The organism is Mesobacillus maritimus (assembly GCF_019749255.1).
GTDB lineage: Bacteria > Bacillota > Bacilli > Bacillales > Cytobacillaceae > Mesobacillus_B > Mesobacillus_B maritimus_A.
The window spans coordinates 285,467-301,929 of sequence record NZ_JACWFH010000009.1; the positions used below are offsets into that span (position 1 = coordinate 285,467).

Here is a 16,463-nt window from a genome sequence, read left to right on the forward strand (position 1 = left end):
TACCGACTTTTTGGAGGCTCTCTTTTTTAGATATCAACCGACTTCGAATACTGCTCAATCTTGGTTTGCATAAATTGTAACAGTTCATCGCGTAAGTCTGGTCTTTGCAAGGCAAACTCAATCGTAGTTTCAATAAAGCCTTGCTTCTCCCCTACGTCATAACGATTACCTTCGAACTCATAGCCAAAAACGCGTTGAATTTTATTCAGCTTTTGGATGGCATCTGTTAGTTGGATTTCATTTCCTGCCCCTAGTTCCTGCTTCTCCAAAAACATAAAAATCTCAGGATTCAATATGTATCTTCCAATAATGGCTAAGTTCGAAGGTGCTGTACCTGGTGCAGGCTTTTCAATAAAGTTGTTTACTTGGAAGGTACGGCCTTCTGATTCAAGTGGATCAATAATTCCGTATCGATGCGTTTCTGATTCTGGTACCCTCTTAACCCCGATGACGGAAGAAAAACGATTATTATATTCATCCATCAGTTGACCAAGACATGGCTTTTCAGCTTGGACTATATCATCCCCTAATAAAACGGCGAATGGCTCTTCTCCAATGAATTTACGTGCACACAGGATGGCATGACCTAACCCCTTCGGCTCCTTTTGACGAATATAATGAATGTCAATCATATTAGAGATGCTTCGAACAGTTTCTAGCAACTCAAATTTTTCTTTTTCAACCAAATTGTTTTCAAGCTCAGTTGCATGATCGAAATGGTCCTCAATCGAACGCTTCCCTTTCCCAGTGACAATAATAATATCTTCAATCCCTGAAGCAACAGCTTCTTCAACAATATATTGAATCGTAGGCTTATCAACAATTGGTAGCATTTCTTTCGGCATAGCCTTTGTTGCCGGCAGGAACCTCGTCCCTAGTCCTGCAGCAGGAATAATCGCTTTTCTAACCTTATTCATTTTCAATTCTCCTTTTCAGAAAGTCTATACTGGTAGTATGTACCTCGCTGATTATTGTAGCAAAGGTTATATAGAAAAAGATAGCTTCCCTGTATAGAATTAATTTTAAAGTTTTCCCTTAAATTATAAAAAATAGATTTTCAAGAAACCTTCTAGTATTTAATATATGTGTCAGGAAAATTAACCTATAGGGGTTATGTAATGACAAAGCTAAGATCCCGTACCTCTAAAAAAGGGCTCATTTTGCTTTTTAGCTAATTTTTATCTTAATGTGCCTGTATTATTACCACTACGAGACTGAGGATTAGTTTGTCCTTAACCTCTCTAACTTGCTCTTTCAGTTTAACTTTTTCAATGTTTGAACAATAAAACAAGAGCAAGCTTCACCAAAAACAACCCCAATTCCATCAAACCAGACATCAAAGAGTCTTCCACCTCTAGAGATTTGACGAACTCTGTTAAAAACCAAAAAGGATGCAGAGGAAAATTGCATACCATACGGAATGAGGCTAAAACGAACAGGACTGCGAGAAGAAAGTAAACAAAATTATGTTCTACCTTTAGAATGATAAACTCCTCAGTTAAGGTTGGAATTGGGCAAGAACCCCCCTCAAATTTGGTTCGTGATTCAATTTAAGATAACCTTCATAATGGGTTACTTCCCCACTTAGATCTGACGTCAAGGTCATCGAAAATAGCTTCTACCCACATTAAAAGCAGTAATTTCCTTCTCATGGACTTTTTACCCTGCTTTATTCACCATTATGAATGATATGCTAGAAGGTTATCCCTACTAGTCCTTTTGTCGCTTTTTGTAGAACGATATACCCCTATATCCCCTATCAATATGGTAGAATGTAGGAAATCTATACTAGGAGGAGACTAACATGCCTCTCATTCATATGAAGGAAATTTACACTCCACTAAAATTCATCGGAATCAAACTCTTTCTTTCAAAGGAAGGTCAGGTCTTTATTAAACTTGGAAAAAAGCCTCGAAAACGAATTTTTGGTAGAGACCAGAATTTAATAGGCTGATCGGTTAGACCTACAACGACGGTAATTATAAAACTATATACATTATGTATCGGAAGGATCCTACGTGGTTTCTTTTTGTTCGTTGGCATTTTTAGATGTAAAATACATAGTTATTTTTTTCACATTACTATTCTTAGGTCTTTAGACTCCTGAAAACCAACTAATCTAAAAGCCCCGGATTGTACACCCTGATAAACAGGATAATCCTATCCTTTGGCGAATAAAATCTACTAGTGTTTCAAAAATAAGGAGGTATACCTATGCCCAGCCAAGAAAGCATTATGATTCGGCAAATGTTAAAAGCAAGTATGGCTGCTCAAAAACCAGATGCATCCATCGCAGAAGTAAGAAAAGGATTAGAAATGCTAGCTGCATTTAACCCTTTAGCTCAAGATGTAAAAGTAGAACAACTTAAAGTAGAAGGAATGCCTGCCGAGTGGGTCAGTGCTCCGAATGCAACAGAGGACAAAGTTTTTCTATACTTACATGGTGGAGCATACATAATGGGTAGCTGTAACACCCACCGAGATCTAGCTTCAAAAATTTCCCGAGCATCTGGATGCCGTGTGTTGGTGGTTGAATATCGACTTGCGCCAGAAAACCAATATCCAGCTGCCGTTGAAGATGCACTAACTGCCTATCGTTGGTTACTCTCTTCAGGTGTTTCTCCAGAACAATTAGTGGTTGGTGGAGATTCAGCAGGTGGCGGGCTCACCCTCGCTTTGCTATTGTCATTAAAAGAAGCTAACGAAGCCCTGCCATCAGCAGCTGTCCTGCTTTCTCCATGGACAGATATGGAAGGAACTGGAGCTTCAATGGAAACTCGTGCTGAGGTTGATCCATGGTTAAATCCTGAACAATCCCGACAGGCGCCGCTTTTATACATCGGGGCCTTAGATCGCCGCCATCCACTTGTTTCACCTATTTTTGGAGATTTAGAGGGTCTTCCACCTTTGCTTGTTCACGTTGGCAATGATGAGATTTTACTAGACGATTCAGTTCGCTTAGTGGACCGAGCACGTGAGGCTGGCGTTGATGTCACCTTTAAAATTTGGGATGACATGTGGCATGTATTCCAGCAATTTAATATGCCAGAAGCATCTCAAGCTATTGAGGAAATCGGTCAATTCGTTAAGCTGAAGCTTGAACAGTCTAGCCCTACTATCGTTGAGTAAAATACAAGAGTCTGCTCATGGAGCGCGCAGGTTCGAAATGAGTGGGCTCTTGTATTAATTGGAAAAAGAGTTCATTTCGGCGGGTCTCTTTTTAGGGGAGGCACCCTACGTGGAATGCTACTCAAGAACAAAACACGCTGATGCTGACTTTGAGGACACTTGTCATGAAGATAATTCTTCTGCTTGATACAAAAATTTCTTAAGAACCAGTTTCATGGACATAACCCTCCTGCTTGATACTCATAATGTCCTTGAGGATCACTGTCATGGACAAGATCTCCTGCTTGATGGAAAAAATGTCCTTGAGAACCACTGTCATGGACAAAATCTCCTGCTTGATGAAAAAAATGTCCTTGAGAACCACTGTCATAGACAAAAAACTCCTGCTTGATGAAAAATGTCCTTGAGAACCACTGTCATGGACAAAATCCCTCCTGCTTGATGAAAAATGTCCTTGAGAACCACTGTCATAGACAAAATCCTTCTGCTTGATGAAAAAATGTCCTTGAGAACCACTGTCATGGACAAAATCCCTTCTGCTTGATGAAAAAATGTCCTTGAGAACCACTGTCATGGACAAAATCCCTCCTGCTTGATGAAAAAATGTCCTTGAGAACCACTGTCATAGACAAAATCCTTCTGCTTGATGAAAAAATGTCCTTGAGAACCACTGTCATGGTCAAAATCCCTCCTGCTTGATGAAAAAATGTCCTTGAGAACCACTGTCATAGACAAAATCCTCCTGATTGATGAAAAAAATGTCTTTGAGAACCACTGTCATAGACAAAAATCTCCTACTTCATAAGAAAATGTCCTTAAGTCCTACTATTAAGGCATCCCCCTCCAGCATGATCGCCAAATGTCCTTTTCCCCTCACTCCAGTAAACTTTGAATAGATCCCCCTCTTTTCGTCGAAGCTAGCAATTAGTTTTAATCTTTTACTATAGATGGATTTGGGAGCGTAATTCATGTTAAATGTATCAAAGCTTATTCATTCAATACGATCTCAATCGAAACAAAACACCCCTAAATACCCTTATAACAGTGAAGGTTACTATGTCGTGGATCATAAGTTCGATAAGAACCGATCCAAGCCGAAGGTTACGGTTATTACCCCTGTTTATAATGCGGAGAAATTTCTAAGAAAAACCATTGATTCTGTCGTCAATCAAACAATGGGGGTAGATAAGATCGAATATATCTTAATTGATGACGGTTCAACGGACTCAACGAGGGATATTTTGATTGAATACTCTTCAAAATTTGAGAACATCATTGCTATATTTATGAAAAACAATTCGGGTACACCTGGTCGTCCCCGCAACATCGGGATTCAACACGCGACTTCAAGTTATATTACCTTTTTAGATGCTGATGACTGGTTTGTACCCAATGGCCTCGAGATCCTGCACAGAATACTAGAAGAGACCGGGGATGATTATGTCGTGGGGAAAACGATAAAAGTAGAGAAGAAAAAAACAAGTACAATTGGTGAACATGAATCTTGTAAAGAACGAAGAGGCGTCTCTCCCTTTTCAATTCCGCATATCTGTAATCACCTAGGACCAAGAGCTAGAATGATTCGTACAGGTTTGATTCGAGAGCATTACATCCAGTTTCCCGAAATGAAGTTTGCCGAGGATAAACAATTCTTCATCGATATCCTCATTCACAGCAAAAGCATTTCGACAACAACTGCACCTATTTATTACCTTAACCGTCTAAACAATGCTCAAACCAGGCTAACCAACCAGACGAATATCTTGCAAAAAACAGAGTACAATTTAAAAGTCATCAACTATATTCTAGGTAAAGATCTTGAGCTTAGTAAAAAGAAACTTATTTTAAATAGACTTTATGAGTTCGATTCCATTAATCGTTTTTTTATGACCCCTCATTATGAAAAAACAAAACTAAAACGCCTGTATTATTCGAAATTCAATAAAGTAATCAAATCAACTCAAAACCTTGAGTACGAAATTGCAGATGAATTCACGATTCCTACAAACAAGGTAAAATATGATCTTCTTCGTACTAAAAAATACCGTGATTTAGAAAAGCTCGTTATTTGGGAAAAAAATGAAAAGGTCAAGCAGGTTCACATCTCGAATCAACTTCCCTATACTGTTAGCCCAATTATGAATGAAAACAAATATATTCGACTTCCGATGTACGCCACACTGTTACACGATTCTTTTAAAAAGGATGTCTATTCGATGGCATTCAAAGTTTATGGTGATCATCTAAACAACATTACAGATATGCTATTCCAGAAATGGAACGATGCACATGTGGAGTTTACCTTACCAGTCCATGTAGATTCAGAAGGAAATGGCCTGTTAGAGGTGAGCCTTGAGCAATTGTCTCAGTTCCCAGCTTCTAGCTACTCCATCTTTCTGAGATATAATGACTATATGAAAACAAACATTAGAAAACATGAGCAAGCATCTTTAATTCATCCTTACAATGATATCGAATTTAGTTTCTTTCAAACTTCCTATTCAAATATTGCTTTGAAGATTTCACCTAAAAAAGGCACCTAACTTTCAAGCGTTTTTACACGCTGAGACGTAGGTGTTTTTTCTTTTTACTCAAATGATTCTGAACTAGCATTCTTTGCGGTTGGTCAACTAAAATTTGATTGAATTCTAAAAAGAGTTGTCGAAGTATGTCATAATTTCGAATGTTATCGGGAAATAGTATTGAAAAAATCTAGAAAATGGTAGTATCTTCATAGGTAATTTTGTTTTATGTAAACACTTTAATCCAACTCTATCCGGGAAATGAGGTGCTTGGTTGGTTATATTACAGCGGTATATAATCAAAGGAAATATGAGGTATATGGTCGGTCTTTCGAGAGGAACTAGATGCTATACTTTGGTTTCCGAAGGAAAAAGGGAGTTTCTTGTACAACAAACTCCTGAAAAAATCATTGAGGAAACATGCAGCTATTTTGGTTTTGACTTCCAAGGTGCTTTAAAAGCAGCAGGAAAAATTCTTGAAAACGATAAACTAGGAGCTTTCCTCGTAGATCCTAACGACACAATCTGTTTGTTTTCTTCTAAATCACCCCTGAGGTCGGACAGCTATTTTATTAACGTCCAGCATGTTCACTTCCTCGAAGAGACCGGATGCGAGACTAAAGTGGTTTTTAACACAGGGCAGATGGTAACTATCCCCACTAGAAAAGTCCATCTTCTTGCTAGAAACAATGCTGCGAAAAAGCTCAGAAGAGTTCTTTTAGAAAGAAACAGCAGCAATGAAAGTTTTTTCAATAGATCCTACAGTGAATATCATTTCTGTAGAGAAACAGGGAAATATATGTTAAAAGAAGATGAGTTTGATAACAACTAAAAATAGCCAAGGACAGACGTGATGAAAAACAGACGGCTGTCCTATTTTTATGTTCATTTCCATTCTTAAAATAAAGATCTTCACAATAGGCCATTAGGTGTGATTACCAGAAAATTTACATACATACCAAATAGGTCTTCTTTCTCTTTAAAAAAAAGACAGCAGGACTATTGATTCAATAATTGTAAAAATATTATTAATTAATAGAAAACAGGTAGAAGAATGGTGAATTTTGTCCTAAAATGAGTGAGGCTTCAACCGATTTTGTTGTGATAGAATGGATGAATTTTTAGGAGCACGATTTCTACTTTTCATGTCAATCATTCTAGTATTCAACTAAATCAAATCTATTAAAAGGAGATATGGGAAAATGAACATTCTTAAAAAGAAGTGGTTTATTTTTACGGCTGTTTTCGCCCTGCTAGTTGGGTATATTACGCCCTTCGCTCAAGTGGCTCATGCTGAAGACGGCTACATCACTGTTGAAGAGGCGATTGCCAATAATAGTGGAGTGGCAGTCGTAAAGGGATATATTGTTGGCACAACTAAAGGTAATGGCGGCAATTATCAACATGAAGGTACTTTTTCACCAGCAACAAATATTGCCATTGCCGATGATGTAAACGAAAGAGACCCAGCTAAGATTCTTCCCGTACAACTTCCAGCCGGAGCTGTCCGGTCAGCATTAAACTTAGTAGATAACCCTGAACTATTAGGGAAAGAGGTTTACTTAACAGGCACATTAGAAGCCTATTTTAGTACTCCTGGCTTAAAAAACATATCTGAATACAGCTTTGACGGGGTTCCTGAAAAGCCACCGATTGAAGGAATCGAAGGTCTGAAAATTAACGAAATTCAAGGCGCAGATCATAACTCTCCTTATAAAGGCCAAAACGTAATAGGTGTTGAAGGGATCGTTACGTTTGTAGACGATGCAAGTAATTTTTATCTACAAGATCCGAATCCAGATGATAATAGCAAAACATCTGAAGGTATTCTTATCTATAAAAAGAACCACGGCGTTAGTGTCGGCGATCACGTCAGTGTAGATGGTCTAGTAAAAGAATGGGTTCTTGAAGGCTATAGTGACATGTTAGAAACCGATTTAGCTACGACTGAAATCGATGCAAATAATGGATCTGTTACGGTTGTCGCAAGCAATCAAGATGTTCCTGCACCACTTGTTATCGGGAAAGACATCTTCCCTCCTACTGACATCATTGATAATGACCAATTCGCAGAATTCGATCCAGAGCAAGATGGTATTGATTTTTATGAAAGCATTGAAGGCATGCTTGTAGCCGTTGAGAATCCAGTTGCTGTTGGACCTCAAAAATATGGCGAAGTTCCTGTCATTGCAGAAAAAGTTGAAGGAAAAACCTATACTACACCAGGTGGACTTCCCCTTCAAGCAGATAATTCAAACCCAGAAAGACTCCACCTCTTATTTGATGACAATGATTATGTTGCAAAAATTGGTGACCGCTTCGATGGGACAGTGGAAGGTGTCGTTACTTACACATTCCAAAACTTTAAAATTTTAACAGATGCTGACGCTCTTCCAGAATTAGTTGAAAGTGACTACAAACAAGAAGTCGCACAAATCGCTAAGAAAGACGATAAGTTGACCATTGCTACTTATAATATGGAAAACTATCATGCTGGAGAAACAGCAAAGACAGAAAAGATCTCTAAATCCATTGTGACGAACCTAAACTCTCCTGACATTCTTGGATTAGTTGAAGTTCAAGATAATGACGGACCTACAGATAGCGGCACCGTCGAAGCTTCTAAAAGCTATGAAACTCTTATTGCTGCAATAGAAGCAAACGGTGGTCCAGCCTATAAATGGACAGACATTGCTCCAGAGGATAAGGTTGATGGCGGACAACCAGGTGGGAATATCCGTGTAGGATTTCTATACAATCCAGAGCGCGTTTCCCTTGCTGAAGCTGAAAAAGGCAGTGCAACACAAGCTGTTGGATATGAAAATGGTTCTTTAACCTTGAACCCTGGAAGAATTGATCCAACAAACGCTGCATTTGAAAGCAGTCGTAAGCCTCTAGCAGCACAATTCGAGTTCAATGGCGAAGATGTCATTGTGATTAACAATCACTTTAACTCTAAAGGTGGCGACCAGCCTATCTTTGGTAAAAATCAACCACCTGTCCTAGGCAGCGAAGCTCAACGTGTAGAAATTGCTAGTATCGTGAACGGCTTTATTAAAGATGTTCAAAGTGAAAATCCCAATGCAAATGTTGTCGTTATGGGGGACCTAAATGACTTTGAATTCTCTAACCCTATTCAAACACTAAAAGGCAGTGAGTTAACCAACCTAATCGAGATGGTTCCTGCTGCTGAACGATTTACGTATAACTATCAAGGGAATTCACAGGTACTTGATCATATTCTTGTAACAAACAATCTTGCTGCTGGTGCTGAAGTGGACATCGTTCACATCAACTCTCCTTTTATGGAAGAACACGGCCGGGCAAGTGACCATGACCCTGTGTTAACTCAACTTGATTTAACGACCGATGATGAGGAAGCACCATTCTCACTTTCGATCATGCACGTCAATGACAGTCACGCGCATGTAGAGCAGTATCCTATGCTAACAACAGCTGTTAAAGAAGTTCGTGCTGAAAATCCAGAAGCCTTGCTTTTAGATGCTGGGGATGTATTCTCGGGAACACTTTACTTTAACCAGTATGCTGGTTTAGCTGATTTACATTTCATGAACGAGCTTGGCTATGATGCCATGACATTCGGGAACCATGAATTTGATAAAGACTCTAAGGTCCTTGCTGACTTTGTTAAAGAAATGAAGTTCCCACTGGTAAGTGCAAACGTCAATGTTTCGGCTGACGTAGAGCTTGGTTCATTATTTAAAAATGAAATTAGTTCGACTCCTGAAGCAGGAACCATTTATCCTGCCATCATTAAAGAAGTAGACGGTGAGCAAGTAGGAATCTTCGGTTTAACAACGGAAGAAACCCCAACCCTTGCTAGTCCATCAAAAGAGATTATTTTTGAAGACTCTGTTGAAAAAGCTACGAAAACAGTTGAAGCGCTTGAAGGAGCGGGAGTAAATAAAATTATTGCTCTATCACACTTAGGCTATGGTCCAGACAAGAATTTAGCCTCTGAAGTAGACGGAATTGACGTCATCGTTGGCGGACATTCTCATACAACTTTAACTTCTCCAGAAGTGATTCAAAAGGACGAACCTACTGTGATTGTCCAAGCAAATGAATACCTGAATTACCTTGGCTTACTAGATGTCACTTTTGATGAAAATGGTGTTGTAACTGGTAATGAAGGTGAGCTAATTGACCTTGGTGAATTCGAGGCTGATGAAGCTGCTCAAGCAAAAGTAGAAGAATTTGCTGCCCCACTTGAAGAACTTAAGCAAACGGTGATTGGGTATACAGAAGTGGCATTAGACGGTGAACGGGCCAATGTTCGTACACAAGAAACCAATCTAGGGAACTTAATCACTGATGCTATGCTAGCAAAAGCAAAAACGATGGACCCTGATACTACGATTGCTCTACAAAATGGCGGTGGGATCCGTGCTTCCATTGACCAAGGCGAAGTAACATTAGGTGAAGTATTAACCGTACAACCATTTGGCAACTTACTTGTGACTCTTGACCTAACTGGTGAGGAAATTGTCCAAGCCCTTGAGCACAGTGTAAATGCAGCTCCAGAACAATCTGGTGGCTTCTTACAAGTCTCTGGTTTACAGTTCAAGTACGATCCAACTAAACCAGCTTATGACCGCGTTTGGTCTGTGGAAGTTCAAACCGAAAATGGCTTGGAAGCACTTGACCTTACAAAAACCTATACGGTTGCAACAAATGCCTTCACTGCCGATGGTGGAGACGGTTATGGAATGTTCAAAACCGCTAAGGATGAGGGGCGTATCAACGAATTGTTGATTGTCGATTATGAAATCCTTTCCGAATACTTTGAAATGAACAGTCCAATTTCTCCTGTAGTACAAGGTAGGATTGTTGCGAGTGAAGAGCAACAAGTTGAACCACCGAAAAGTATCGAAGAGGTTTTGGTTGATTTGGATGAAAGTATGGATGAGTATGCCGCATCTGGAGAACTAACAGGTCCCCTGCTTTCTCAATTAACAAATACTCATAAACAAGCAGAAAATCATTGGAATAAAGGTTCAGTCAAAAATAGCCTTAAGTTTATGAACAAATATCTAGACCAACTCAATCATAAAACAAAGCAGAAAAATGTCTCTGCGGAAGCTAAAAAAGCTTTAACAGAACAGGCAGAATTATTGATTGAGATGTTGGAAGCTAAGTAAAAGGTTACTAGACTGAAATGATCAAGCACCCCTCTCGCTTTTGAGTAGGGGTGCTTGTTTTATATGGAGGCCAGGTAGATTATATTGGCACCCAACGTATGCTTCAAAGTACTAACGGTTTTTACCTTTTTGTCCTAACTCTTAAGCACCTGGAGGACGATCATTAAATTCGTAATCCACTGGACCAGGAGCTACTCTAGCATGCTTTAGTGCTGGCGTATCAGGTCTTGCGATTTGATAAACGGAAGCACCAACAATTTCAGCTGCTTCCTGCAACTTGTTTTTATCGATTTTATCAAGGGTATCCTCTGGCGAATGATACCAAGGTTCTAGCGGTGAGTGAATGAATAATGCAGCTGGAATTCCCAGCTCATGGAATGGCTGGTGATCACTGCGGCCAAGCTGACCATAAGGGATTGGATAATCTGCCGCCGTTCTAGCACCGGCTGCTGAAGCCAGATCAGTTACTAAGTTTTTCTTGCCATCAATCGTATACATGATTAGCCCGCCCGCTGGGTGATCTCCACCTGCGTCTCTCGCTCCAATCATATCCATCTGGAAATGGGCAACAATCCGGTCTGCTTCTGCTTCACTCAAAGATCCAGCATAATGATAGGATCCTAGAAGTCCTTTCTCCTCGGCACCGAATGTGACGAAACGAAGCTCGGTGTCAGTTGGCATTTTTGCTATCACTCTAGCAAGCTCTAAAACTGCAGAAACACCGGAAGCATCATCATTCGCACCTGGGCCACCTGGTACGGAATCATGGTGGGCTCCAACCAATACCACTTGACCAGTATCTTTGTTCTTGTGCGGTTTCATTTTGGCAATGACGTTGTATGAGGTCTTTTCTGTGTAGCCAGATCCAGTCACTTTAACTGTTGCTTGTACTGGACCACCTTCTAATTGTTCTACTAATGCTTGACCTTGTGCTCTTGTTAGGGTTACCGCTGGGATGTTTTGGCCAGGGTCAGCAACACCGACGTTATTCGATGTTCCTGAGTTATTGTATAAAATCACCCCTACTGCCCCTTTGTCGATAACATTTTGTACCTTTTCAACAAAAGGATTGTCTCCCCTTTGAATGAGGGCAATTTTGCCTTTTACAGAATCAGGAACCTGACCTGCTAGAGCTAATCCAACGTCAACTACCTCTGCAGTTACCTCACCACTGTAGGAGCCACTAAAAACATATGCATTTATTTGTTGGCCACCAATAGTTACGGACCCCGTGGCATTATTTCTGATTACTTCATAAAACGGAAACGACTGCAACTCTGTTTCATACCCATACTGCTCAAACTGGCTCTTTATGTACTTTGCACCAATTAACTCGCCTGGGGTTCCAGCTGCACGTGGCTGTGCTGATAGTTTTGCGATGGTGTTGTACATATTATCTGAACTAATTTTTTTGATAATCTTGTTGTCAAATGCAGAAGCAGATTGTGCGTTTGGCGCTTTTTGGGGCTGCTGGGCTGAAGCGGTTCCTACTGATATAATTAGACCCGCTGCCAACATTGCGGACATCGTTTTCTTATACATTTGATTCCTCCTCAAAGAATGATTTGCATTGCTATTAAATTATCAACCTAATGGAATATTATGTAAATGCTCTGATTTCTACATTTCCCGGGAAAATTCATCAAAAGTAAAGACGATCATCCTATAACAACTTCATAAAATATGTAGTTTTTTGATAACTACTGCTAGAAATTAGGGGAAAATAAGGGATAAATAACTAGATGTCATTCTCATAGGCTAGCTTTCCTTTTATCTAAAACGAATCTTTAAATAGGATTGCAAGACTATATTCCTATAAAAACATTTCTTTTTTTAAGAAATGGTCATTGATATAAACTTTGTATTTACGTTGTGTCGGCTTTTAAAGAATTTTGCAATATTAATCTTGTTGAGTATATTTTCCGAATATTGCATTATTTTATCTATGAAAAGAAAGGAGAGGATTTTATTGAAGAAAACAGTTCTAGCACTTACTATAGGGGCCTCATTAATTTTTACTGGCACCATTGCTATGGCAAGCCCACCTGAAGGAGGAAAAGGTAACGCTCAAAAGACACAAAATCAAGCAACAATTCCCTATTATGTTGATGAGTCTAAGTTGCCTTTTGATGCATTACCAGGAATAGAAACAGATCGATATTGGGGAGTACATAAAGGAGCAGGATACCGGATTGAGGTACCGAAGAACTGGAATGGCGAGCTAGTTTTATATGCACACGGGTATCGTGGGACAGGACTTGAGTTGACGGTTAGTAATCCTAGAATAAGAGAAACCCTATTGGAGCAAGGTTATGCATGGGCCGCCTCAAGTTATAGCACAAACGGATACGATGTAGCCCAAGGGGTAAAAGACACACATGCCCTAGGTTCTCGATTTAATGGAATTGTCGGCAAACCATCCCGGACTTATATTACTGGACATTCAATGGGTGGACATATTACCGCCGTAATGGCTGAACAGTACAGCAATTCTTATGATGGGGCTTTGCCAATGTGTGGAGTAACTGGAGATACAGAGCTGTTTGATTTCTTTACGGATTATAATGTGGTGGCGCAGTCGCTTGCTGGGATTGAGAAAGAAAGCCAAAAGTTAATTTCGGATGAAGACTATACATCGAATACCGTTCCACAAATCATTACTAAATTGGGGATTAACGAAGAAGGGAAACCCTCAACTTTAACTCCTGAAGGCAAAAAGTTAAAAGTTGTCACAATGAACCTTACTGGTGGTGAACGCCCATTATTTGATACAGCTTTTTCCTCTTATAAAAACTTTCTATTAGGTCAATTACCTACTAGAGGTGATTATGGTGTTGCAGCCGGAAATGTCGTCAATACAACAGACTCCGTTTACCAGTTTGATGAAGACATGAATAGTATATCTCCTGAGGAACAAGCCCTTAATGATTCTGTCCTTCGTGCAGTTAGTGATCCGCAGACAAAACAGCAAGGGTTAACTGGGGTTCCAAAGGTGAATGGCACACATAAAATTCCAATGGTCTCACTCCATACGGTTGGTGATTTGTTTGTTCCGTTCCATATGCAGCAACTGCATGTTGAAAGAGCTCAGGCTAATGGCAATGAAGATTTACTTGTTACACGGGTCATCCGAGACGTAGGACATTGTGGATTTAATATTCTAGAAGAAAGCGAAGCATTTGAAGACCTCGTGGATTGGGTTGAGGAAGGAACTCAACCTGAAGGAGATAACATTTTAGATTCAGAGACAGTTGCCAATGAACAATTCGGAACAAAGTATACCCGTGGTTACCGAGACTATGACCCTTTACATTCCCATAACTAAAATCTACTTTCAGTGCCTGCCCCCAGTGCCATATAGCAACAAGGGGCAGGCACCTTTTTATTAAAATCACTTCGAATGAAAATTCATCATTGCATCATGAATCAAATGTGCAGCAAGCGTGACTGTTTTATTGTTTTCATCGCAAAGCGGATTCACTTCCGAAAGGTCAAAGGATAAGAGTTTTTTACTTGATACAATATATCGAATAAGGGAACGGACTGTTTTCGGTTCAAGTCCAAACGGTGATGGTGCACTTACCCCAGGGGCATAGGCGGAAGAAATTGAGTCAGTACATAATGTGAGCATGATGTAATCTTGCCGGGCCGCGAATGCACAGATTTGGCCCTGAATAAGCTCCATATCACCCAGGGTTAATTCCTCCTCTAAAAGATAGGGAACGCGATGCTTTTTAGCTGTATCAAATAACGATAAGGTGTTTCCAGCTGGTTGGATCCCCGCAACAAAATAATTAGTATTTGGGTCACTATCTAGGATTTGTTTGAACATGGTCCCTGAAGAAGATTGTTCATCATAGGGTCTCATATCAAAGTGTGCATCAATATTGATTATCCCTAACTTTGCTTCTGGACCAATTGACTCTCTAACACCAAGGTAATGACCGTATGCCGTTTCATGGCCACCCCCTAAAATAATGGGAATCACTTTCTTTTCAAAAAGCTTTGCCACAGCCTTGCCAAGCTCTTGTTGGGCTTCTTCCATCCTGCCTTCCTCGCACTTAATATTCCCCACATCGTAGAGGTTAGCCTCTGCAGATAAATGCCAGGGCAACTTTGCTAAAGCCATTTTTATTTTATCTGGAGCGTCTTCTGCCCCACTCCTGCCATTGTTTCGCTTAACTCCTTCATCACATCGAAACCCGAGGATACCAAAGGATTGGGTTGCACTTTTATCTATTGCCAAGTTGGTTAGTTCAGCTAAACGAACATTTTGATGATACCGAAAGCTTAAAGGATCTGCTACCGAGTCAATTCTACCCCGCCAATTCTTTTCTGATGGATGAATATACATGGCTCCTCCTTATTAATTCGGACTTTTGATAAAAGTATAATGCCGTGAAAGAGAATGACCAATACCCACATTACCCAATATTAAATTTAATCAAACGTTTGATTAAATAATTATTTTCATATCCGCTCGCTCTCAAATGTCACCAAAAATGGCTTCCTGTATAAACTGGAATAAAGGTGTTAAAGGAGTGGGAAGGATGCTACTTGAGTTAACCCTTTACCTCATTATCGGATTCTCTTGTTTAGTATTTACAAAGCCATCCTCGGCGAAAGTGATGTTAAAAGACATTCTATTTGTATTGTTTTGGCCATATTTTATTCTATTGAAATATGTGGAGTATATTGACGAGGCAAAACAAAATAGTCGTAAAAAATGATCAGATTGAAATTCATTCTATTCCCAAACCAAAAAAGAAGAACACAATCTATTTGAGAAGATCGTGTTCTTTTTGTTGTGGTTTTCTATTGAATTTGTTTTTATTAAGTTCTAGACTGTAGCATTTGAAGTTTTAGGACCTTTAACTGCCTTCACTTCATATAAGCCACCTTCAGAGCTAATGATATATTCTGGTTTTGGTTTACCAAGTTTCGCCTTATGTCCTGCAATATGGGCATCACTTTTTTCCCATTGTTTCCAATGTTCCTCTGATTCCCAGCGTGTTTGAATCACAACCTCTTCATCCCCACGGCGAACCTTTTTTACCATTACGGTTGTATCAATGAAACCTTCTTGCTTTTCAACTAACCCTTCCCCACCAAATCGCTGTACAACTTTATCAGAGTTTCCCTCTGTAACAATCATTTTTCTCATTTGAACAAACATTTTTTGATCTCCCCTCTGAATGTCATTCTTCTAATGTTATTTTAACTGAAAATGATTATCATTACTAACTATTTTTTCTTGGTCAGTGAGTTTATCAGGTTGTGGCTCACATGTAACACTATATATTAGGTATAAATCTCTATCTCGATATGGTTCGGGGAGTAAGACATTTTCTCATTTCCCATTCTCCTTGGTTTCTTCTAAGTATGGGCATTGAGGCGCTCCCTCATTTCCCATTCTCCTCGGGTTCTCCTGAGTTTGGGCATTGAGATGCTCCCTCATTTCCCATTCTCCTCGGGTTCTCCTGAGTTTGGGCATTGAGGCGCTCCCTCACTTCCCATTCTCCTTGGTTTCTTCTAAGTATGGGCATTGGGGCGCTCCCTCACTTCCCATTCTCCTCGGGTTCTCCTGAGTTTGGGCATTGAGACACTCCCTCACTTCCCATTCTCCTCAGCTTCCCCAGAGTATGGACAT

The 16,463-nt window shown here is 39.8% G+C and carries 11 protein-coding genes; 6 read left to right on the forward strand and 5 right to left on the reverse strand.

The genetic code is table 11. The features are described 5' to 3' along the window. Positions 1-26: 26 nt before the first annotated feature. Positions 27-917 (reverse strand): UTP--glucose-1-phosphate uridylyltransferase GalU, encoded by an 891-nt coding sequence (galU, locus tag H0185_RS09970; protein WP_221873343.1) that lies wholly within the window; start codon positions 915-917, stop codon positions 27-29. A gap of 1,297 nt (positions 918-2,214) precedes the next feature. Here galU and H0185_RS09975 point away from each other — a divergent pair. Further along, positions 2,215-3,129 (forward strand): alpha/beta hydrolase, encoded by a 915-nt coding sequence (locus H0185_RS09975; RefSeq protein WP_221873344.1) that lies wholly within the window; start codon positions 2,215-2,217, stop codon positions 3,127-3,129. A 199-nt stretch (positions 3,130-3,328) separates the two neighbouring features. Here the strand turns inward: H0185_RS09975 and H0185_RS09980 are convergent, their stop codons facing one another. Then, positions 3,329-3,703 (reverse strand): hypothetical protein, encoded by a 375-nt coding sequence (locus H0185_RS09980; RefSeq protein WP_221873345.1) that lies wholly within the window; start codon positions 3,701-3,703, stop codon positions 3,329-3,331. A gap of 394 nt (positions 3,704-4,097) precedes the next feature. Between H0185_RS09980 and H0185_RS09985 the strand changes: the two genes are divergently transcribed. The 3 genes from H0185_RS09985 (at position 4,098) to H0185_RS09995 (ending at position 10,813) form a co-directional block, all read left to right on the forward strand. Next, positions 4,098-5,672, forward strand: coding sequence for a glycosyltransferase family 2 protein (locus H0185_RS09985; RefSeq protein WP_221873346.1), 1,575 nt, complete (start codon positions 4,098-4,100; stop codon positions 5,670-5,672). A gap of 253 nt (positions 5,673-5,925) precedes the next feature. After that, positions 5,926-6,483: a competence protein ComK gene (locus H0185_RS09990; protein WP_221873347.1), complete on the forward strand. Its 558-nt coding sequence runs from the start codon at positions 5,926-5,928 to the stop codon at positions 6,481-6,483. A gap of 370 nt (positions 6,484-6,853) precedes the next feature. Next, on the forward strand, positions 6,854-10,813 hold the full coding sequence (locus tag H0185_RS09995; RefSeq protein WP_221873348.1) for a 5'-nucleotidase C-terminal domain-containing protein: 3,960 nt from the start codon (positions 6,854-6,856) through the stop codon (positions 10,811-10,813). Positions 10,814-10,954: 141 nt separating this feature from the next. On the opposite strand, the gene H0185_RS24265 is transcribed toward H0185_RS09995, so the two are convergent. Continuing rightward, positions 10,955-12,355, reverse strand: coding sequence for a M28 family peptidase (locus H0185_RS24265; protein WP_221873349.1), 1,401 nt, complete (start codon positions 12,353-12,355; stop codon positions 10,955-10,957). 427 nt (positions 12,356-12,782) lie between these two features. Between H0185_RS24265 and H0185_RS10005 the strand changes: the two genes are divergently transcribed. After that, complete coding sequence (locus tag H0185_RS10005; RefSeq protein ID WP_221873350.1) at positions 12,783-14,138, forward strand: hypothetical protein; 1,356 nt, start codon at positions 12,783-12,785, stop codon at positions 14,136-14,138. 66 nt (positions 14,139-14,204) lie between these two features. On the opposite strand, the gene hutG is transcribed toward H0185_RS10005, so the two are convergent. Beyond that, a complete protein-coding gene (gene hutG, locus H0185_RS10010; RefSeq protein WP_221873351.1) occupies positions 14,205-15,167 on the reverse strand; it encodes a formimidoylglutamase in 963 nt (320 codons plus the stop codon). A 196-nt stretch (positions 15,168-15,363) separates the two neighbouring features. Here hutG and H0185_RS10015 point away from each other — a divergent pair, with 196 nt between their 5' ends. Then, positions 15,364-15,543: a hypothetical protein gene (locus H0185_RS10015; protein WP_221873352.1), complete on the forward strand. Its 180-nt coding sequence runs from the start codon at positions 15,364-15,366 to the stop codon at positions 15,541-15,543. 110 nt (positions 15,544-15,653) lie between these two features. Here H0185_RS10015 and H0185_RS10020 read toward each other — a convergent pair whose 3' ends face one another. Next, complete coding sequence (locus tag H0185_RS10020) at positions 15,654-15,989, reverse strand: antibiotic biosynthesis monooxygenase (protein ID WP_221873353.1); 336 nt, start codon at positions 15,987-15,989, stop codon at positions 15,654-15,656. Positions 15,990-16,463: the final 474 nt, after the last annotated feature.